Annotated in this window: 17 protein-coding genes; 9 read left to right on the top strand and 8 right to left on the bottom strand. The window is 58.1% G+C overall.

The genetic code is table 11. From position 1 onward, the window contains the following. Positions 1 to 296: 296 nt before the first annotated feature. The 4 genes from kdgD to QRN20_RS15855 all read left to right on the top strand — a co-directional run bounded on the left by kdgD (position 297) and on the right by QRN20_RS15855 (position 5,818). Positions 297 to 1,208 (top strand): 5-dehydro-4-deoxyglucarate dehydratase, encoded by a 912-nt coding sequence (gene kdgD, locus QRN20_RS15870; RefSeq protein ID WP_004883139.1) that lies wholly within the window; start codon positions 297 to 299, stop codon positions 1,206 to 1,208. A gap of 165 nt (positions 1,209 to 1,373) precedes the next feature. Continuing rightward, complete coding sequence (locus QRN20_RS15865) at positions 1,374 to 2,756, top strand: MFS transporter (protein ID WP_029241998.1); 1,383 nt, start codon at positions 1,374 to 1,376, stop codon at positions 2,754 to 2,756. Positions 2,757 to 2,766: 10 nt separating this feature from the next. Then, positions 2,767 to 4,320, top strand: coding sequence for a galactarate dehydratase (gene garD / locus QRN20_RS15860; RefSeq protein ID WP_004883146.1), 1,554 nt, complete (start codon positions 2,767 to 2,769; stop codon positions 4,318 to 4,320). 343 nt (positions 4,321 to 4,663) lie between these two features. Then, positions 4,664 to 5,818, top strand: coding sequence for an L-dopachrome tautomerase-related protein (locus tag QRN20_RS15855; RefSeq protein ID WP_413817606.1), 1,155 nt, complete (start codon positions 4,664 to 4,666; stop codon positions 5,816 to 5,818). A gap of 135 nt (positions 5,819 to 5,953) precedes the next feature. Here the strand turns inward: QRN20_RS15855 and QRN20_RS15850 are convergent, their stop codons facing one another. Continuing rightward, positions 5,954 to 6,580, bottom strand: coding sequence for a Yip1 family protein (locus QRN20_RS15850; RefSeq protein WP_122435178.1), 627 nt, complete (start codon positions 6,578 to 6,580; stop codon positions 5,954 to 5,956). Between the two features lie 222 nt (positions 6,581 to 6,802). Here QRN20_RS15850 and QRN20_RS15845 point away from each other — a divergent pair, with 222 nt between their 5' ends. Then, on the top strand, positions 6,803 to 7,042 hold the full coding sequence (locus QRN20_RS15845) for a PLD nuclease N-terminal domain-containing protein (protein WP_004883154.1): 240 nt from the start codon (positions 6,803 to 6,805) through the stop codon (positions 7,040 to 7,042). Positions 7,043 to 7,068: 26 nt separating this feature from the next. Here the strand turns inward: QRN20_RS15845 and QRN20_RS15840 are convergent, their stop codons facing one another. From QRN20_RS15840 to QRN20_RS15830, 3 genes are read right to left on the bottom strand one after another with little or no spacing between them, the layout of a single operon-like run. Beyond that, positions 7,069 to 7,839, bottom strand: coding sequence for an alpha/beta hydrolase family protein (locus QRN20_RS15840; RefSeq protein ID WP_043306778.1), 771 nt, complete (start codon positions 7,837 to 7,839; stop codon positions 7,069 to 7,071). Then, positions 7,836 to 8,939 carry a DUF3182 family protein gene (locus QRN20_RS15835; RefSeq protein WP_502942180.1) on the bottom strand — a complete coding sequence of 368 codons (1,104 nt, stop codon included), beginning with the start codon at positions 8,937 to 8,939 and terminating at the stop codon, positions 7,836 to 7,838. The genes QRN20_RS15840 and QRN20_RS15835 overlap by 4 nt, the downstream gene beginning before the upstream one ends. 33 nt (positions 8,940 to 8,972) lie before the next feature. Next, entirely contained in the window at positions 8,973 to 9,374 is a 402-nt protein-coding gene (locus tag QRN20_RS15830) for a Rho termination factor N-terminal domain-containing protein (RefSeq protein WP_029242004.1), read from the bottom strand. Positions 9,375 to 9,603: 229 nt separating this feature from the next. On the opposite strand from QRN20_RS15830, the gene QRN20_RS15825 reads away from it, so the two are divergent. After that, a complete protein-coding gene (locus QRN20_RS15825; protein WP_004883167.1) occupies positions 9,604 to 9,807 on the top strand; it encodes a hypothetical protein in 204 nt (67 codons plus the stop codon). 286 nt (positions 9,808 to 10,093) lie between these two features. Here the strand turns inward: QRN20_RS15825 and QRN20_RS26680 are convergent, their stop codons facing one another. The 3 genes from QRN20_RS26680 to QRN20_RS15815 all read right to left on the bottom strand — a co-directional run bounded on the left by QRN20_RS26680 (position 10,094) and on the right by QRN20_RS15815 (position 13,222). After that, the gene (locus tag QRN20_RS26680; RefSeq protein ID WP_004883170.1) at positions 10,094 to 10,309 is read right to left on the bottom strand and encodes a hypothetical protein; all 216 of its coding nucleotides are present in this window, start codon (positions 10,307 to 10,309) and stop codon (positions 10,094 to 10,096) included. A 212-nt stretch (positions 10,310 to 10,521) separates the two neighbouring features. Next, positions 10,522 to 11,307, bottom strand: a complete 786-nt coding sequence (locus QRN20_RS15820) for a sulfite exporter TauE/SafE family protein (RefSeq protein WP_025994198.1) — start codon at positions 11,305 to 11,307, stop codon at positions 10,522 to 10,524. Positions 11,308 to 11,398: 91 nt separating this feature from the next. Next, positions 11,399 to 13,222: a sensor domain-containing phosphodiesterase gene (locus QRN20_RS15815; RefSeq protein WP_122425762.1), complete on the bottom strand. Its 1,824-nt coding sequence runs from the start codon at positions 13,220 to 13,222 to the stop codon at positions 11,399 to 11,401. Between the two features lie 302 nt (positions 13,223 to 13,524). On the opposite strand from QRN20_RS15815, the gene QRN20_RS15810 reads away from it, so the two are divergent. After that, positions 13,525 to 13,851: a con-10 family general stress protein gene (locus QRN20_RS15810; protein ID WP_285360757.1), complete on the top strand. Its 327-nt coding sequence runs from the start codon at positions 13,525 to 13,527 to the stop codon at positions 13,849 to 13,851. 209 nt (positions 13,852 to 14,060) lie between these two features. Beyond that, positions 14,061 to 14,396 carry a hypothetical protein gene (locus QRN20_RS15805; RefSeq protein WP_029242007.1) on the top strand — a complete coding sequence of 112 codons (336 nt, stop codon included), beginning with the start codon at positions 14,061 to 14,063 and terminating at the stop codon, positions 14,394 to 14,396. A 109-nt stretch (positions 14,397 to 14,505) separates the two neighbouring features. Here QRN20_RS15805 and QRN20_RS15800 read toward each other — a convergent pair whose 3' ends face one another. Continuing rightward, complete coding sequence (locus QRN20_RS15800) at positions 14,506 to 15,030, bottom strand: GAF domain-containing protein (protein WP_050562178.1); 525 nt, start codon at positions 15,028 to 15,030, stop codon at positions 14,506 to 14,508. A 431-nt stretch (positions 15,031 to 15,461) separates the two neighbouring features. On the opposite strand from QRN20_RS15800, the gene QRN20_RS15795 reads away from it, so the two are divergent. Beyond that, positions 15,462 to 16,730 carry an OmpP1/FadL family transporter gene (locus QRN20_RS15795; RefSeq protein ID WP_088236006.1) on the top strand — a complete coding sequence of 423 codons (1,269 nt, stop codon included), beginning with the start codon at positions 15,462 to 15,464 and terminating at the stop codon, positions 16,728 to 16,730. Positions 16,731 to 16,754 lie beyond the last annotated feature (24 nt).

Here is a 16,754-nt window from a genome sequence, read left to right as displayed (position 1 = left end):
TTCATGTGACGCAGAGCACCGTGGGCTGACTGCCTGAGCAGAGCGCAGGCACGACCAGTACGTCGGTCCAGGCACTATGCTCTGTACGAAATCTGCACTTGTCGTATAACTTCCAGCAATCCCGAATCCCGCCAAACCCAGGCCCGCCAAGGCCTTCAGCCCCATTCATCGCCTTGTAAGACAAAAACCCGTAAATGCCTGTTGAGGGAATGTATTTTCAGTTGTACGATGACTTACGACATCGGCACTGCCCCGGTGATCCATTCACAATTTATGTCCCACAGGGTGTTCGAATAATGAATCCACAAGAACTGAAGTCCATCCTCTCTTCCGGTCTGCTGTCCTTCCCGGTTACCGATTTCAATGCTCAGGGCGACTTCAATCGCGCTGGCTACATCAAGCGTCTCGAGTGGCTGGCCCCGTACGGCGCCAGCGCTCTGTTCGCAGCAGGTGGCACAGGTGAGTTCTTCTCCCTGGCCGCAAGCGAATACTCCGAAGTCATCAAGACTGCCGTTGATACCTGCGCCACCAGCGTGCCGATTCTCGCAGGCGTGGGCGGTTCGACTCGCCAGGCCATCGAATACGCTCAGGAAGCCGAGCGTCTGGGCGCCAAAGGCCTGCTGCTGCTGCCGCACTACCTGACCGAAGCCAGCCAGGACGGCGTTGCCGCACACGTTGAAGCGGTCTGCAAATCGGTCAAGATCGGTGTGGTTGTCTACAACCGTAACGTCTGCCGCCTGAACGCCTCGCTGCTGGAAAAACTGGCCGAGCGCTGCCCGAACCTGATCGGTTACAAGGACGGTCTGGGCGATATCGAACTGATGGTTTCCATCCGCCGCCGTCTGGGCGACCGCTTCTCATACCTGGGTGGTCTGCCGACCGCCGAAGTCTACGCCGCGGCCTATAAGGCGCTGGGCGTGCCGGTCTACTCCTCGGCAGTGTTCAACTTCGTGCCGAAACTGGCGATGGATTTCTACCACGCCATTGCCCGTGACGACCACGAAGCAGTCGGCAAGTACATCGACGATTTCTTCCTGCCTTACCTGGAAATCCGTAACCGCAAAGCGGGCTACGCCGTCAGCATCGTGAAAGCCGGTGCGAAAATCGCAGGCTACGACGCAGGTCCGGTCCGCGCGCCGCTGACCGACCTGACTCCAGAAGAGTGCGACATGCTCGCAGCGCTGATGGACAAGCAAGGCAAGCAGTAACACCTCTGAACACAGAACCGCTGAGCGATCAGCGGTTTTGTCGTTGGAATGCATGACCCGTACAGGTAGAAGCTGGCGTCGCCGCGACACTTCTAAGGGGCCTGTAGCGCTACACCCAAAAACAGATTTACCCGCGTAAAAAAATAACTAGTGGGAGTTCAACCGATGCAAACGTCCAAGCCGACGCACGTCCGCTATTTGATCCTGTTGATGCTGTTTCTGGTCACCACGATCAACTACGCCGACCGTGCCACCATCGCTATCGCTGGTTCAAGCATCCAGAAAGACCTTGGCATCAGTGCCGTCACTCTGGGCTATATCTTCTCTGCATTCGGCTGGGCCTACGTGGCCGGTCAGATCCCCGGTGGCTGGCTGCTCGACCGTTTCGGTTCGAAGAAAGTCTACGCCATGAGCATTTTCACGTGGTCGCTGTTCACCCTGCTGCAAGGCTATGTGGGTGAGTTCGGTATCTCGACCGCCATCGTCGCGCTGTTCATGCTGCGCTTTTTGGTAGGCCTGGCCGAAGCGCCATCCTTTCCCGGCAACGCACGTATCGTCGCCGCCTGGTTCCCGACCGCTGAACGCGGCACGGCGTCAGCCATCTTCAACTCCGCGCAATATTTCGCCACTGTATTGTTCGCGCCGCTGATGGGCTGGATCGTCTACACCTACGGCTGGCAGCACGTGTTCATCGTCATGGGCGCGGCAGGCATCGTCTTCTCCGCCATCTGGATGAAGGTCATCTACAGCCCGCGCAGCCATCCGCGCATCAACCAGGCCGAGATCGATCACATCGCCAGCAACGGCGGCATGGTCGACATGGATCAGGACAAATCGAAGTCGAAGAAAGACGGCAGCAGCGGTCCGAAATGGGACTACATCAAGCAATTGCTGACCAACCGCATGATGCTGGGTATCTACCTGAGCCAGTACTGCATCAACGGCATCACCTACTTCTTCCTGACCTGGTTCCCGGTGTATCTGGTCCAGGAACGCGGCATGACCATCCTCAAGGCCGGTATCATCGCGTCCCTGCCCGCCATCTGTGGTTTCATCGGCGGCGTGTTGGGCGGGATCATCTCCGACTACCTGCTGCGCAAGGGCCACTCGCTGACCTTTGCCCGTAAGGCACCGATCATTTGCGGTCTGCTGCTGTCGACCTCCATCGTGACCTGCAACTACGTTGACATCGAATGGATGGTCGTGGGCTTCATGGCCCTGGCATTCTTCGGCAAAGGCGTAGGCGCACTGGGCTGGGCTGTCATGTCCGACGTATCGCCCAAGCAGATCGCTGGCTTGAGCGGCGGCCTGTTTAACACCTTCGGTAACATTGCATCGATCACCACCCCGATCGTGATTGGTTACATCATCAGCACCACCGGCTCGTTCAAATGGGCACTGGTGTTCGTCGGCGCGAACGCGCTGCTGGCGGTGATCAGTTACATTTTCATCGTGGGTGAAATCAAGCGTGTGGAATTGATAGAGCCGCCTGTAAAGGGGCCATTGCCGACCGACACGGCCAGCAACCTTTCCGAAGCAAAATCCTGAGGAAACCGTGATGAACCTGATTCAACATGCCGATTCTCCACGTTACATCCGGCTGCATCCGCTGGATAACGTGGTGGTCGTGGTCAACGACCAGGGTGTGCCGGCCGGAACCGAATTCGATAATGGCCTGGTGACTGTCGATAACGTACCGCAGAGCCATAAGGTCAGCACCGTTGACTTGGCCGAGGGCGACGCCGTGATTCGTTACGGCCATACCATCGGCTACGCCCTGCAACCGATACCGCGTGGCAGTTGGGTCAGGGAAGACCAGTTGCGCATGCCGTCAGCGCCTGCGCTCGACAGCCTGCCGATGTCCGATGCCGTACCTGCGAAGGGCGAGCCGCTTGAAGGCTACACCTTCGAAGGCTATCGCAATGCCGATGGCACCGTGGGCACTCGTAACATTCTGGGCATCACCACCACCGTGCAGTGCGTGACCGGCGTGCTCGACTTCGCGGTCAAGCGCATCCGTGACGAACTGCTGCCCAAATACCCGAACGTCGATGACGTGGTGGCACTGACCCACAGCTACGGCTGCGGTGTAGCCATCACCGCCACCGACGCTTACATTCCGATCCGCACTGTGCGCAACCTGGCGCGCAATCCGAACCTGGGTGGCGAGGCGCTGGTGATCAGTCTGGGCTGTGAAAAGCTGCAGGCCGGCCAGGTGATGCACGAGGGCGACAGCTCGGTGGACCTGAGCGAGCCCTGGCTCTACAAGCTTCAGGACTCCAGTCATGGTTTCAGTGAAATGGTCGAGCAGATCATGGATCTGGCTGAAGTGCGCCTGAAGAAGCTGGACCTGCGTCGTCGCGAGACGGTACCGGCCTCCGAGCTGATTCTGGGCATGCAGTGCGGCGGCAGCGATGCGTTTTCCGGCATCACCGCCAACCCGGCGCTGGGCTATGCATCCGACCTGTTGCTGCGTGCAGGCGCCACTGTGATGTTTTCCGAAGTGACCGAAGTGCGTGATGCCATCTATCTGCTCACCTCCCGTGCGCAGGATCAGGACGTCGCCCAGGCACTGGTGCGCGAAATGGACTGGTACGACCGTTACCTGGCCAAAGGCGAAGCGGATCGCAGCGCCAACACCACGCCGGGCAACAAGAAGGGCGGGTTGTCGAACATTGTCGAGAAGTCCCTCGGGTCCATCGTCAAGTCCGGCAGCAGCGCCATCAACGGCGTGCTCGGCCCTGGCGAGCGGGTCAACGGCAAAGGGCTGATCTTCTGCGCCACTCCGGCCAGTGACTTTGTGTGCGGCACGCTGCAACTGGCGGCCGGGATGAATCTGCACGTGTTCACCACCGGGCGCGGCACGCCGTATGGTCTGGCGATGGCTCCTGTAGTGAAGGTGTCGACCCGCACCGAGCTGGCCCAGCGCTGGCCGGACCTGATCGACATCGACGCCGGCCGCATCGCGACAGGACGCGCCAGCATCGAGGACCTGGGGTGGGAGCTGTTCCACTACTACCTCGAAGTGGCCAGCGGCAAGAAAAAGACCTGGACCGAGCACTACCGCCTGCACAACGACATCACCCTGTTCAACCCTGCGCCGATTACCTGAGGGTGCCGGGGCGTGGTCCCTGCAGGTGAAATCGAGACATTTCGGCAATCCGTGATGATCGTTCCCACGCTCCTGGGTGGTAACGCCGCCCGGGACGCTCCGCGTCCCGATTGGGACTGAGTGCGCAGGTCTTGCAGGTGCCGCCAGCCGCCTCATTTTCTTCATTTGATTGAAAGTGTTAGTGAATTTAACGGCTTCTTTCTTTGCCACAAAGGGATCAGTATCCGCAGCAGGTAGATTGCCTGCCCGGTACATCCGGCCATTCAAACGAGCCATCTTCACTTTTCGATACTGGCCTGCTTCACGCTGGCCAAGGAGACCTTTCTTGTCTTTCAAACAACCGATGTCCTGGGCTTCTGCGGCCTTGATGGTTGCGCTCGGCAGCCAGGCTGTTCAGGCTGCGACCCCCGCCAAGCTTCCAGAAGACAAGCCCGTGGGGAAAATCGAACAGGTCTTCGCGTTCCATGATGCGATGCCCACGGGCGTCAGCGTCACTGAAACAGGGCGCATTTTTGTCAACTTCCCGCGCTGGGGCGACAAGGTGCCGTTCACTGTCGGCGAATTACGCGACGGCAAGGTGGTGCCTTACCCTGACAGCGCCCTGAACCAGGCGGACCCACAGCATCCCGATAAGGGGTTCATCAGCGTTCAGAGCGTTGTCGCCGACGGTTTGGGCCATTTGTGGATACTCGATACCGCTGCGCCTGAGTTCTCCAAACCGGTCGCTGGCGGCGCCAAACTGGTGGCCGTTGACCTCAAGACAAACAAGGTCGTCAAGACGCTGGTTTTCCCTGAGAACGTCATTCTGCCAGGCACCTACGTCAACGATATGCGTTTTGACTTCAGTGCCGGGAAGGAAGGCGTGATATATGTCACCGACTCATCTGTCAGTGGCCCCGGTGCAATTATTGTCATGGACATTGCGACCGGTAAGGCCGTGCGTCGTTTGAGTGGCGCAGCCTCGACGTCGGCAGACCCCGCGTTCGTGCCGAGGGTTGAAGGCCAAGTGCTGAAAATGCGTAACGCCGATGGGACCAGCAAACCGTTTGCGGTTGCTTCCGACGGTATCGCTCTGTCCTCGGACCGCCAGACGCTTTACTTCTCACCGCTTTCCAGCCGACACCTGTATTCGGTGCCGACAAAACTCCTGCGCGATCCAGCCGTGACTGAAGAGCAACTCGTCGCCGCAGTACAGGATCTGGGAGAAAAAGGGCCGTCGGATGGACTGGAAGCCGACAGCGAAGGCGCGGTCTACGCGGGCGACTACGAAGACAACAGCATTCGCAAACGTCTGGCGGACGGAACCTGGCAGACGGTCGCTCACGATCCTCGAATGCTGTGGCCGGACACGTTGTCGGTGGCAAATGACGGCTACCTCTACTTCATCGCCAATCAGCTGCATCGCCAGGGACTGTTTCATGGCGGCAAGGATCTGCGGGAAAAGCCCTACAGCCTGTTCCGGGTGAAGATCGACGCTAAACCGGCTAGGACGCGCTGAGTTCACGCCGTTGCGCAGGCCTTGCTGCCGGTTCCCGGCAGATCGCCGGCAAGCCGCCTCCCACAGTCCAATGTTTGCTGCGCGACAGTGTGTTGTCGAAGGCCTGATGGGCTGCCCATCAGGTTCGGCCTCACATCATCCAGCCGGCACGTCCCCCAGTACGGTGCGCACGTAATCAGGCGTGAGCACGTGGTACCAGAGCAGTATCGTCGACACCAGAATCGTCACGAGCACCAGCACGCCGACGCCCCACACTGCAGCCGCGTAGAGCGGTGCGTTGCCGGGTGGCAGGCGCATGAAGGTGCGAATGCCGATGATCAGCAGAAAGGTCGAATGAATGGCGGCAAGCCCGAGTACCAGAATCATCAGCCAGCGGCTGGGGTAAAGCCCTGCAAGGCCCGCGATGAAAAACGGGGTGATGGTGTAAGTGGCGAAGCCGATGCACTGGTTGAGCGTTGGCCGCGCTTCTGAGGTGCGTGACAGCCAGCGGATGAACGTGCCCATCAGCGCTGTACCGGCCAGAATGGCGATGTACAGCAGGGCACATAACTGCAAGGCGCTTTTGGTGCTCAACCAGACACGATCTTCAAGTGTCATGCTCCAGCCCACCTGTGTCGTACCGATGTACAGGCAGACGGCCGGGATCAGACCAAGCAATATCAAGTGCGGCAGGTATTGGCGTGGGCTGTGCTCTTCCTCGTCGCGTATGTCTCTCCACGCGTGGGCGGGGCGGGTGAACAGTTTGATGATAAATGCGTTCATGACATTCCCTCCGATGGCGAACGGGTCTCGCAGGTCCTTGCGAGCCTCTTCGGATTGAATACGATGTGACGCAATGGTTTCACCGCACTGGACCGATGGCGGTCGAGCGCCCGGAAAAAGCCCGATTTTTCCTACTTCTCTGAACTTTAAGGTGCTCCCAAGCCTCTTCTACAGTAAGGGCGCCGGTCTGGCCGCCTTCGTTGAATGTGCAGGAGATTTCAAATGCCTTGGATATCGGAAAATCATTTGTGGCTGTTTACAGCGATCACGGCGTTGATCGTGATTTCGGATATATGGGCGGTGATGCGTGTTCGTAAGAGCGTCACGGAGTCCAGTAACAAACTGATGTGGATCATCGTGATCGTTGCCGTGCCGATTCTTGGCGTGCTGGCTCTGCTGGTTGCAGGCCCGCGTCACGTCGACACGCCCGCCAAGCCTGAACAGCAAAGCACCAAGTACTGATTCGGTCGTTCGGGATCGCTTGCGGGTCATGAGTACTTGGCTGAGTGGTGAGGGTAATCCACCAGCCGAGCGCCAATGACCATCTCGCTGATCCAGTTGGTCAGCATCGAGCTGTAGACGCTCTGGCTGATATCGCTGCTCAGCGCATGGTCGGCACCGTCCACCAGGCGATAGGTCAGCGAGTGCGCCAGCTCGAAGGCACTGCGATAGCTCATCAGCGTGGCGTGCGGTACATAGTCGTCACGCTCTGATTCAATCAGCAGCACATCCCCTCTGAATTCCTTGCAGGCTGCCAGCGCACGATTGTCCGCTGCGGTGACGGCCGAGCGCCGGTAGTGCGCGAGTCTGTCGCGATCCAATTCCTGCTTGGGCATGTCCCAGTCGGCGTCCCAATACAGGGCAGGTACGCGCAACGCCATCCATTTGACCGGGCGCATCGCACTCAGGATGGTTGCCAGATAACCCCCGTAACTTGTGCCGATCACCGCAATGGCCTCTGGGTCCACAGAAGGGTGGCTGACGAGTCGGTCATAGGCGGCCAGCAGGTCCTCCAGGCTCTGCTCACGTGACACAGTGGCCCGAAGGCCCTCGGTGCGCTCATGACCGCGCAGGTCGAAGGTCAGGCAAACACAGCCCAGCCCCGTGATGTTCTTGGCCCGTGCCAGGTCGCGCTGCTGGCTGCCACCCCAGCCATGGACGAACAGAATGCCGGGAAACTTCTCGCACGGCGTGACGATGGACCCGGAGATGGATTGGCTGCCTACCTTGATCTCGATGATTTCACTGCGAACGCTCATAGAGGCTCCACCTGAACGAATTTGCTGATGAAGCCCACCTGAGGGTCGTCGCCCTCATAGAGCACCTGGGCATCGGCGGGAAGCGTGGTCTTGCCATACACCTCGTGGGTCGAGACAGTGACCTGTTGCAGCGCCGGGTCGGCATTGAACAACAGCAAGGCCTCTACTTCCGCTGCGCTGGCACCGCCGATGCGCCAGGATTGCTCCAGCACGCCTGAGCACTGCTGGCCTTGCGCATTGGTGCCTTGGGCGATGTCGTAGTTGCGGCGGGACGCGATGAAGCCGGGAAGGCAGGCAAATGCGGCGCTCTCATAAGCCAGCGCCTGCTGCACGGCGTGCCTGACCGAATCGTCCAAAGGCAGACGCAACAAGGCCTGATAATCGCCCCGCACGAGGTGCAGGCGTGAACCGCCGTAGACGGTTTCACCCTGATTGTCCCGTGTCAGGTCCTGAGTCCCGTAATAACTGGCGGTCAGCCCGGCCACTTGTACCTGACCGACACTGAAGGTGATGACCTCTGTCAGGTTTTCTTCCAGCACCAGACCGTAGTCCTGTATCTCGTGTAGGTCCTGCCGGGTAATGGCTTCGGCCAGCTCTGCTTCTGTGGTTACCACCACCTGACCGCGTCCTGCCGTCGCCAATACTGGTTTCAGTCGCACCGGACCGTTGGCGAGCATCTGTGTGCCGACCTTCAGCGCATCCTGTTCGGCAAAAACCGAGAAGCCGGCGAGCACGGCCTGCGCAGCCTGACGGTGAAACGCGTCTGACCAGCCGGGCGGTTTATGCGTTGCACTTTCGGGCAGCGGATGCGAAAGGGCCTTGGTCGCCATGAACGGTTCTGCGATCACGCCGCCGAACAGATCGTCGGCAGATCGAATACCGGGATGATCCCGTTCGATCAACGTGTCGGACGGGACGAAATACAGATTCCGCCCCCGATGAATCAAATCGTCGTACAGCCCGACGAACTCTGCGCCGAGCAGCGTCGCCAGCTTTTGCGCCAATACCTGGTGAACCACTGTTTCATGGGTAGAAAGGGCTTTGCGCGTAGGCAGCAGAACAACGTCGGTCTTGCCGGTTACGGTCCCGGTCATAAGCAACTCCTGTCAGTCACACAGTGTGCGGCGGATTCGTTATGACGCTTTCTTCAGCGCGCTGATCAGCTCCTGCTTGTTCATGGTCGAGCGACCGGCAATATTCAAGCCTCGTGCACGCTGCATCAGGTCCACTTTGGTCTGCGATTCCAGCGACTGGTTGTGGCGCGGTTCACCGAGTTTGGTCGCCACGGCACGCTTGGCGGAATCCTTGCGCGCTGCCGACTTGCTCGACGCCGGTGTCCTTGTTCCCGAACCGCCCTTGCGTTCGCCGCCGCCGGACTGTTTGTTGACCGTGGCCCACGCCCGGGCTTCTGCCTCACCTTTCGAAACACCCTTTTCTTCGTAGCTTTCTTCGATATGTTCGGCCTTGCGTTTCTGCTTGTCGGTGTACTTGTCTTTATTTGCGGTAGCGTCTTTTTTCGAATTCGCGGCAGGCATGGTCTGTCTCCTATCGATCTGAATGACGGTTCGGCCGGATGTCAGAAGCGCGGACATGCTTGCAACGTACGCTTCACGCTGGCCTTGAAATTAGGAAGGACGCGACGGCGGGCGAGTTCAGCGAAAAAGGATGAGCGGCACAGTGGCAAAAATCTGAAACTCTGCAATTCTTCTGCAATGGCGAGGTGTTTACATGCTCGCCATCCAGACCTGATTGAGGAGAGAGCGCATGTCGATCATTAGCAAATGGGCGTTGCAGGCAGTTGTGCTGTTTTTGCTGGGCTGGATGGCTACGTTAACCACACACTGGAGTCATTCTGTGGTCAGTGGCACAGGCAGTGATCGGCTGGCCGAGCTGAACAGTGGGGCATTGAGCAATCCAGCTGCACTGGCTACCAGGGATTCCGGACAGCCTCGCTCGCAAGTGGAGTAAGTCGGATCGGGCAGGCTTTGCATGCGCGATACCGCTCACTTTTTCGCAGGCAAAAAAATGGCCCACAACAGGGTGGGCCAAATGGGATTCATCAAAGGAGTGGGTTCAATTTACCCAGCCTGACGTGAAGAAGATGTGAAATGGATGTCACCGAAACGAGAATGAATTTCAGTTTTTATTCAGGTGCATAATCAGCAAAAGATGGATGGCAAAACGCCGCTGTCAGGGCAGCGGCGTTTCAGTTGTTACAAGGATAAATGTTACAGGAAACAAAGGCAGCAACAGCTCAGCGTGCCATCGCCCTCGAGCGTCGTTCAGGCGCGCTTCTTTCGGATACGGCGTGTCGTGCGGACAGCGGAAGAGAGTGGGGAGCGTCGATTCTGGATTTCATGCGGTCAGCAAACTCTTTGGCTTCCTGCCAGCTCCGGCAAGTCACCGGGTAATCGTCCAGCTTCACGACCCAGTGGGCCCCGTAAACACCTTCTTCAATTCGGATAAGCATTAGTGGCATCTCCAGTCAGCAAGGATGAGTCTGTGCCGAGCACCGGCGCGAAAGCAGACCGGCAAAATCCTGCGCCGAAAAACGGCGTTGAGCTACAAAAAAATACAAATCCCGACCAATGTGCCTGTGCAACGCAATGTGTTGCGCTACACAGCACTCAAAGCGTGTTTGCAGGGCGAGCCTGACGCATGGATGTGACAGCTTGACGTTGGTCAGAACGCCAGCTTGAAACCGATCATGCCCAGCATGATCGCCAGGAAAGGACGCAGCAGATCGTCAGACACGCGCCCGGCCATGTGGCTGCCGAAATAGATGCCCGGCAGCGAGCCCATCAGCAGCCAGCCCAGCAATTCCCAGTTCATGTTGCCCATGCTGGCATGGCCCAGGCCTGCAACCAGGGTGAGGGGCACCGCGTGGGCGATTTCGGTTCCCACCAAACGGCGGGTCGGCAGCAATGGGTAAAGAATGAACAGCGCCACCGTACCGAGGGCACCTGCACCAATCGATGTCAGCGCAACCATGGTGCCAAGAATCAGGCCCGTGACCACGGTGAGCACCGTCAGGCTGGTGCCCTTGAAAAAGGAATGTCCGTCGCCACGCCCGTGGGCGAAGGCCAGCAGTCTTTTCTTGAACAGAACGGCGAGGGCGGTCAACAGCAACACGAAACCCAGCGCCTGTTTGATGATGGCGTTCAGGGCGTCGGGTGCGGCATGCAGGGTGCTCAGGAACCACAGCGTCAGCAACACCGCAGGCACGCTGCCCAGTGTCAGCAGCCCCGTGATTTTCCAGTCGATATTGTCGTTCTTGCGATGAACCAGCACACCGCCCGATTTGGTAATGGCGGCGTACAACAGATCAGTGCCTACAGCGGTGGCCGGATTGATACCGAACCACAGCAGTATCGGGGTCATCAACGAACCCCCGCCGACACCGGTCATGCCGACGATGAAGCCCACTACCAGTCCTGCTACTACAAACCCTAAACCACCCGCTTCCATATCCAACCCTGTCAAGCAAACGTATCAGGCAAAAAGTGGCGGGCAGCATAGCGGCTTTGGTTATGAGCGGTTATGAAGATGTGTTCTAAGGTTATAACCGTTTATCGCGGGTGGCAGCCGCAAGTGTTGCCTCGGCAACACTTTGCAGGCGTTGCGTGGGGCTTAGCCAGTTCACCATCATGTCGGCTTCAAGCGGTTTTGCGATCAGGTAGCCTTGCCCTTCATCGCAGCCCCATTGTTTGACCAATGTGCGGATCTCATCGGTTTCGATCCCTTCGGCAACGACGCAGTAACCGAGTTTTTTCGCCAGACCGATTAGCGCTTTCACCAGACGTTGATCCGTCTCGTCCGAGACCAGGTTGCAAATCAACGACTGGTCGAGCTTGACGGTGGTGGCTGGCAACTGACGCAGATAGTTCCAGTTGCTGTAGCCGGTGCCGAAATCGTCAATCGCGACATCCATGCCCATTTCGCGCATGCGTTCGAGCTGACTGCGAACCTCGGCAGGGTTCTGCATCAGCGCGCCTTCAGTGAACTCAAGTTCGAAGCGGGTCGGGTGGATATCGTGTTCACGCAGCAGGCTGATCATGGTGTCGGTAAATGCCGGGCCGGTGAGGTCTTCCGGCGTCACGTTGATCGCGATGCGGAAATCGAAACCCTGGCGCTGCCAGTGGGCTGCCTGCTCGATTGCGTTTCTGAGCACCCACAGGCTCAACGGGCGCATGAGCGCGGTCTTTTCCGCCAGCGGCACGAACTCCGCCGGACCGATCGGCCCCAGGGTCGGGTGATTCCAGCGCAACAGGGCTTCAACCGAAGTGCAATGGCCGGTCTTCAGATCGATGCGAGGCTGATAGACCAGACGCAACTGGTCGTGTGAGTGCACGGCGTTGGTCAGCGAGCTGAGCAGCTTGAAGGCACGCTGCTGAGCGGCATCGGAATGGGGTTCATACATGGCCCAGCCGACATTGCGGTCACGGGCGTTGTCAGCAGCGCTGATCACCAGGCGCATCCAGTCCTGCTCGGTGCTGGCGGCGTTGTCCAGCGCCACTACGCCAAGGCCGACCTGCATCTGCACGGGAATGCCGCGACACTGCACCGGTGTTTCGAAGTCCTTGAGAATCGCGCGGAACATGTTTTCAGTCGCGGCTTCTTCAGGCAGCAGAAAGGCAAAGCGTGTCGGGCTGACCTTGTAGAGCGAGCAGTCATGCGGCAAAAGACGCTGTAGACGATTTTTGATCGCCATCACCAGGTCCTGTGAATAGCTGTAACCCAGCGCCTTGACGATGTCGTTGAGAAACTCGGGGGTGATCATGTCCGCAGCGACCAGGCGATAGTTCTGCTTCGAACTCAGGGTCTGGCTGATGTCTTCCTCCAGGCGCGAGCGGTTATACAGCCCGGTAGGCTGGTCGATAAAGCAGCTCATTCTCAGACCGACGATGCGTTTCATCACCAAAGAGGCGAATCGCTTGAGCATGTTCGCCTGCTTTTCGCTCATCGGCGCACGGGGGCTTGTGTCGATCACGCACAGACTGCCCAGCGCGATGCCGTCATCAGTGATCAGCGGCGCCCCTGCGTAGTAGCGAATGCCGGGGTGTCCGGTGACCAGATTGTTATCCATGAACCGCTCATCGAGCGTCGCGTCGGTCACCTCGAACGGCTCATCGGCCAGGATCGTGTAGGCGCAGAACGAAACGTCGCGAGGGGTTTCCTGGGCCTGCAGACCAACCCGGGCGCGGAACCATTGTCGATGCTCATCGACGATGGAGATCAGCGCGATGGGGGCGTCGAAGAAATTGGCAGTCATTTCCACGATTTCATCGAAGACATCGTCCGCCGTGTTCTCGAGCACGCACAGCTCCGCTATACGCAACAGACGTTGCGTTTCGTTAAACGGGATAGGGGCGCAAGCGTTCATGAGTATCTCGGAGGGGGTACATGGGTGATGACTATATGACATCACGAAGTTCACTTTATCAGCGCACCATTTTTATCTATAGCCCCACACAAGAACTTCAACGCGCTAAAAAACCTGTCCCGTCTGCTCTGAATAAGGCTTCACCCCTTTAAAACCGGGCAGTCTGGATCAACCTGAACGGGATTGAACGAATTTGCCATTCGTCGTTCAGCCTTCAGATTTCCGGATCGACTGCCCCGAAGGCGCTTTCTATTGCTTACGACAGCACTCAAGCGGTCGGCCGATAACGGAGGACAACAACAATGGCTAACACTGGGGAAAACAATCCCGGCAATTTCGCCAACGACCCGGAACGGGCATCCGAAGCAGGAAAAAAGGGTGGTCAGGCGTCAGGCGGCAATTTCGCCAATGACCCGGAAAGGGCGTCCGAAGCAGGAAAAAAGGGTGGTCAGGCGTCAGGTGGCAACTTCGCCAACGATCCTGAGCGTGCATCCGAAGCCGGCAAGAAAGGCGGGCAGGCTTCGGGTGGCAATTTCGCCCATGATCCTGAGCGGGCAGCTGAAGCAGGCAGAAAGGGAGGACAGGCATCGGGTGGCAGTGATGACCGTGAAGAGTCGGATAAATCCTGACGCGATCATTCTTTCAGCCTGACCCGTTGTTGATAGCGTTCAACATTCAGCCAGCGTAGCCGACCGGGATATAAGAGAGTCGAGTTGAGCAGTCACGCTGACTGAGTCCTCTGATCAAATAAACACATCAGATTTTCAAACTCCCGCCCGCGCAGTTAAAGTGCGCGCCCCGAGAAAGGGTCTCGGGTATGGGTTATGGAGTTTTATCAGTGAAGTACATCAGTAAAGTCGTCGCATCCGCAGCGTTTGGCCTGGTTTTGGCAGGCTGCACCGGTGCGCCGATCAAGTCGCCGCATTACGACAGCAGTCAGTACACAGTTCTGGGTCACAGCGAAGCAAGTGCTACCGGGTTGATGCTGTTTGGCTTGATTCCCATCCGTCAGAACAGCCGCTTTGTCCGCGCTCAGGATGCGGCCATCAAGGCCAAGGGCGGTGATGCGCTGATCAATACCCAAATCCAGGAGAAGTGGTTCTGGGCCTGGGTTTTGAATGGTTACACCACGACTATCTCCGGCGACGTCATCAAGCTGAAAACTGCGCAGTAAGTTTTCGGTTTTTTAGTCGAACGCGTTTGAAGAGCCCGGTTCATACCGGGCTCTTTGGTTCTGCAGGGTCGATAATCGAGTGCGATCAGTGTGATGGAGAAGCGTGTATTCAGACCTCAGTCGGCTCTGACAGCAGGGCGATCTGGCCTTGCAGCTCAGTGAGCTGCTGGTGCGCGTACAGCGTGTTGGCGATCAGCGTGCAGAACACTTTGAGGGTTTCCAGAAGCTGCTCGTCGTCGAGCTTTTTCGGCAGCGGATCGAGGCCGCACAGCGTGCCGAAGAAATCACCGGTCGGAAAAATGATCGGCAGCGAGAAATAACTCTGAAAACCGAATTTTGCCGGAATGAAGTGCTGGGCGTATTCAGGATCGGTCGCGACTTCGTTGATCACGATAGGCTGGCGATTCAATCTCAGTTCGTTGCAGAACGTGTTTTCCAGTTTGAGCTCATGACCGGCATCCAGCCCGAAATTGAGTTCGTCATATACAGCACATGCGGTCCAGCTGCTGTCGGTCACTTTGGCGATTGCGGCGAATCTGAGCCCGGTGAGTCGGGTGACCAGTCTCAACAAGCTTGAGGTGGTTTCGATTTCACTGATGACGGCCAGTTCTGCGGAAGTCAATGTGGTGTTCAATGGTGATGCCCCGACCTGGTCATTGAGAAGCTGGCAAAGCATCAGGCAGTTCTTGAACTGCATCACACTTTCGCCGCTGCTGATCCTGCCACACCTGATCAGGGGTTACATGAAATATTCCTGGAATATGACAGCAGGCCCTTTAACGGCAGAGCATTGGCGTCAATAAGCGTTCGCAGTTGCATGCACTAACAAGGCTGCCGATCAGAAAACAACGCACTCATGCTGCGGCAAAGAGCCATTAGTACACCTGTACTATAGAGCGTGTTTTTACTCGCTGATAGGCTCCTTGATTGCCCATTGAGTCGATGCAGGCCTGTCTGCCGCGCGTATGCCCACGGCCTTTCAGGTCCTGAAACGCTCCGGCGCGTACATGTCTTCACGCCTGATGACCCTTATCGAACAGTGACCTGCCACGAGTAGCGAGATCCATGCAAAAAATCACGTTGGGCTTTACCTTTGCCGTGGTTTCGACCCAGCTTTGCGCGGGCGGCTTCGGACTCAACGAACAAAGCATCAGTGGCATGGGAACGGCATTCGCCGGTCGTGCATCCTCGGCCGACGACGCCAGTACGGTGTATGGAAACCCGGCGGGCATGGCGCGGCTGCAGGGGCAGCAGATCACCGGCGGCGTCACCTTCATCGACGCGTCCTCCGACATCAGTAACCCAAGCGGCCGTTCCACCGGTACGAACAAGGGCGACATGGTGCCGTTCAAGGCCATTCCTTTCGGGTTTTATACCTACAAGCCGAATGAACAGTGGGCATTCGGGATGGGTGTTTACGCGCCGTTCGGTCTGGCGACCGATTACGAGTCGGGCTTTCAGGGACGTGCGTTTGCCAGCAGAAGCGACGCTCGGGTGATCACGCTGCAACCCACGGTCAGTTACGCCTTCAATGATCGTGTTTCCATTGGCTTCGGACCGACCATCAACCGGCTGGCAGGCGAGCTGGAGTCCGATCTGACACTCAACCCTGCCATCCCGGACACCAATGTGAAGGTCAAGGGTGACGATGTGGCCCTGGGTTTCAATGTCGGCATTCTGGCCAACCTGACGGACACCACACGAGCGGGCATGACGTACCACTCGCGAGTCCGCTACGACCTTGATTGCCACACCAACGTAGCCACCGGCGCTGGAACGCCGCCGCAGATACTGACCAGCAATCGGTATGACTGCTCGCTGCAACTGGACACGCCGGAGTCCGTGGATCTGTCGGTCACGCAAGACCTGAGCGATGCCTGGAAGCTTTACGCGGGGGCGACCTGGACCCGGTGGAGCCGCATGAAGGACCTGGACTTCAGCACGCAAAGCATCAGCCCTGCGGTCGGTGGCGTGCTGGCCTCGTCACTGTCGAATGCCGTTGCGGGCGGTCTGGACTGGCACGACACCTGGGCTTATGCGCTGGGTACGTCCTATCGCCTCAATGCCCAATGGCTTCTGCGAACCGGCATCCGCTTCGATCAATCGCCGACCAGCAACACCAACCGCTCGCCACGCACGCCGACAGGCGATCGCACGATATACAGCGTGGGCGCAGCCTACGACCTGAGCAAAGACCTGACCCTCGACGTTGCCTATTCCTGGCTCAAGGAAGAAAGCGTGAATGTCAGCCGTTCTAATGCATTGGCCAGTTACAGCGCCCGTTATGAAAACAGTGCGAGTTTTCTCGGCGTTGGCGCGACGTATCGTTTCTAGTTCTTTCAGTTTGAAGCGCTGACT

Origin of the sequence: Pseudomonas sp. fls2-241-TYG-175, assembly GCF_030209155.1 — a bacterium.
GTDB classification, from domain to species: domain Bacteria; phylum Pseudomonadota; class Gammaproteobacteria; order Pseudomonadales; family Pseudomonadaceae; genus Aquipseudomonas; species Aquipseudomonas viridiflava.
This window is presented reverse-complemented; position numbering and strand designations above follow the sequence as displayed.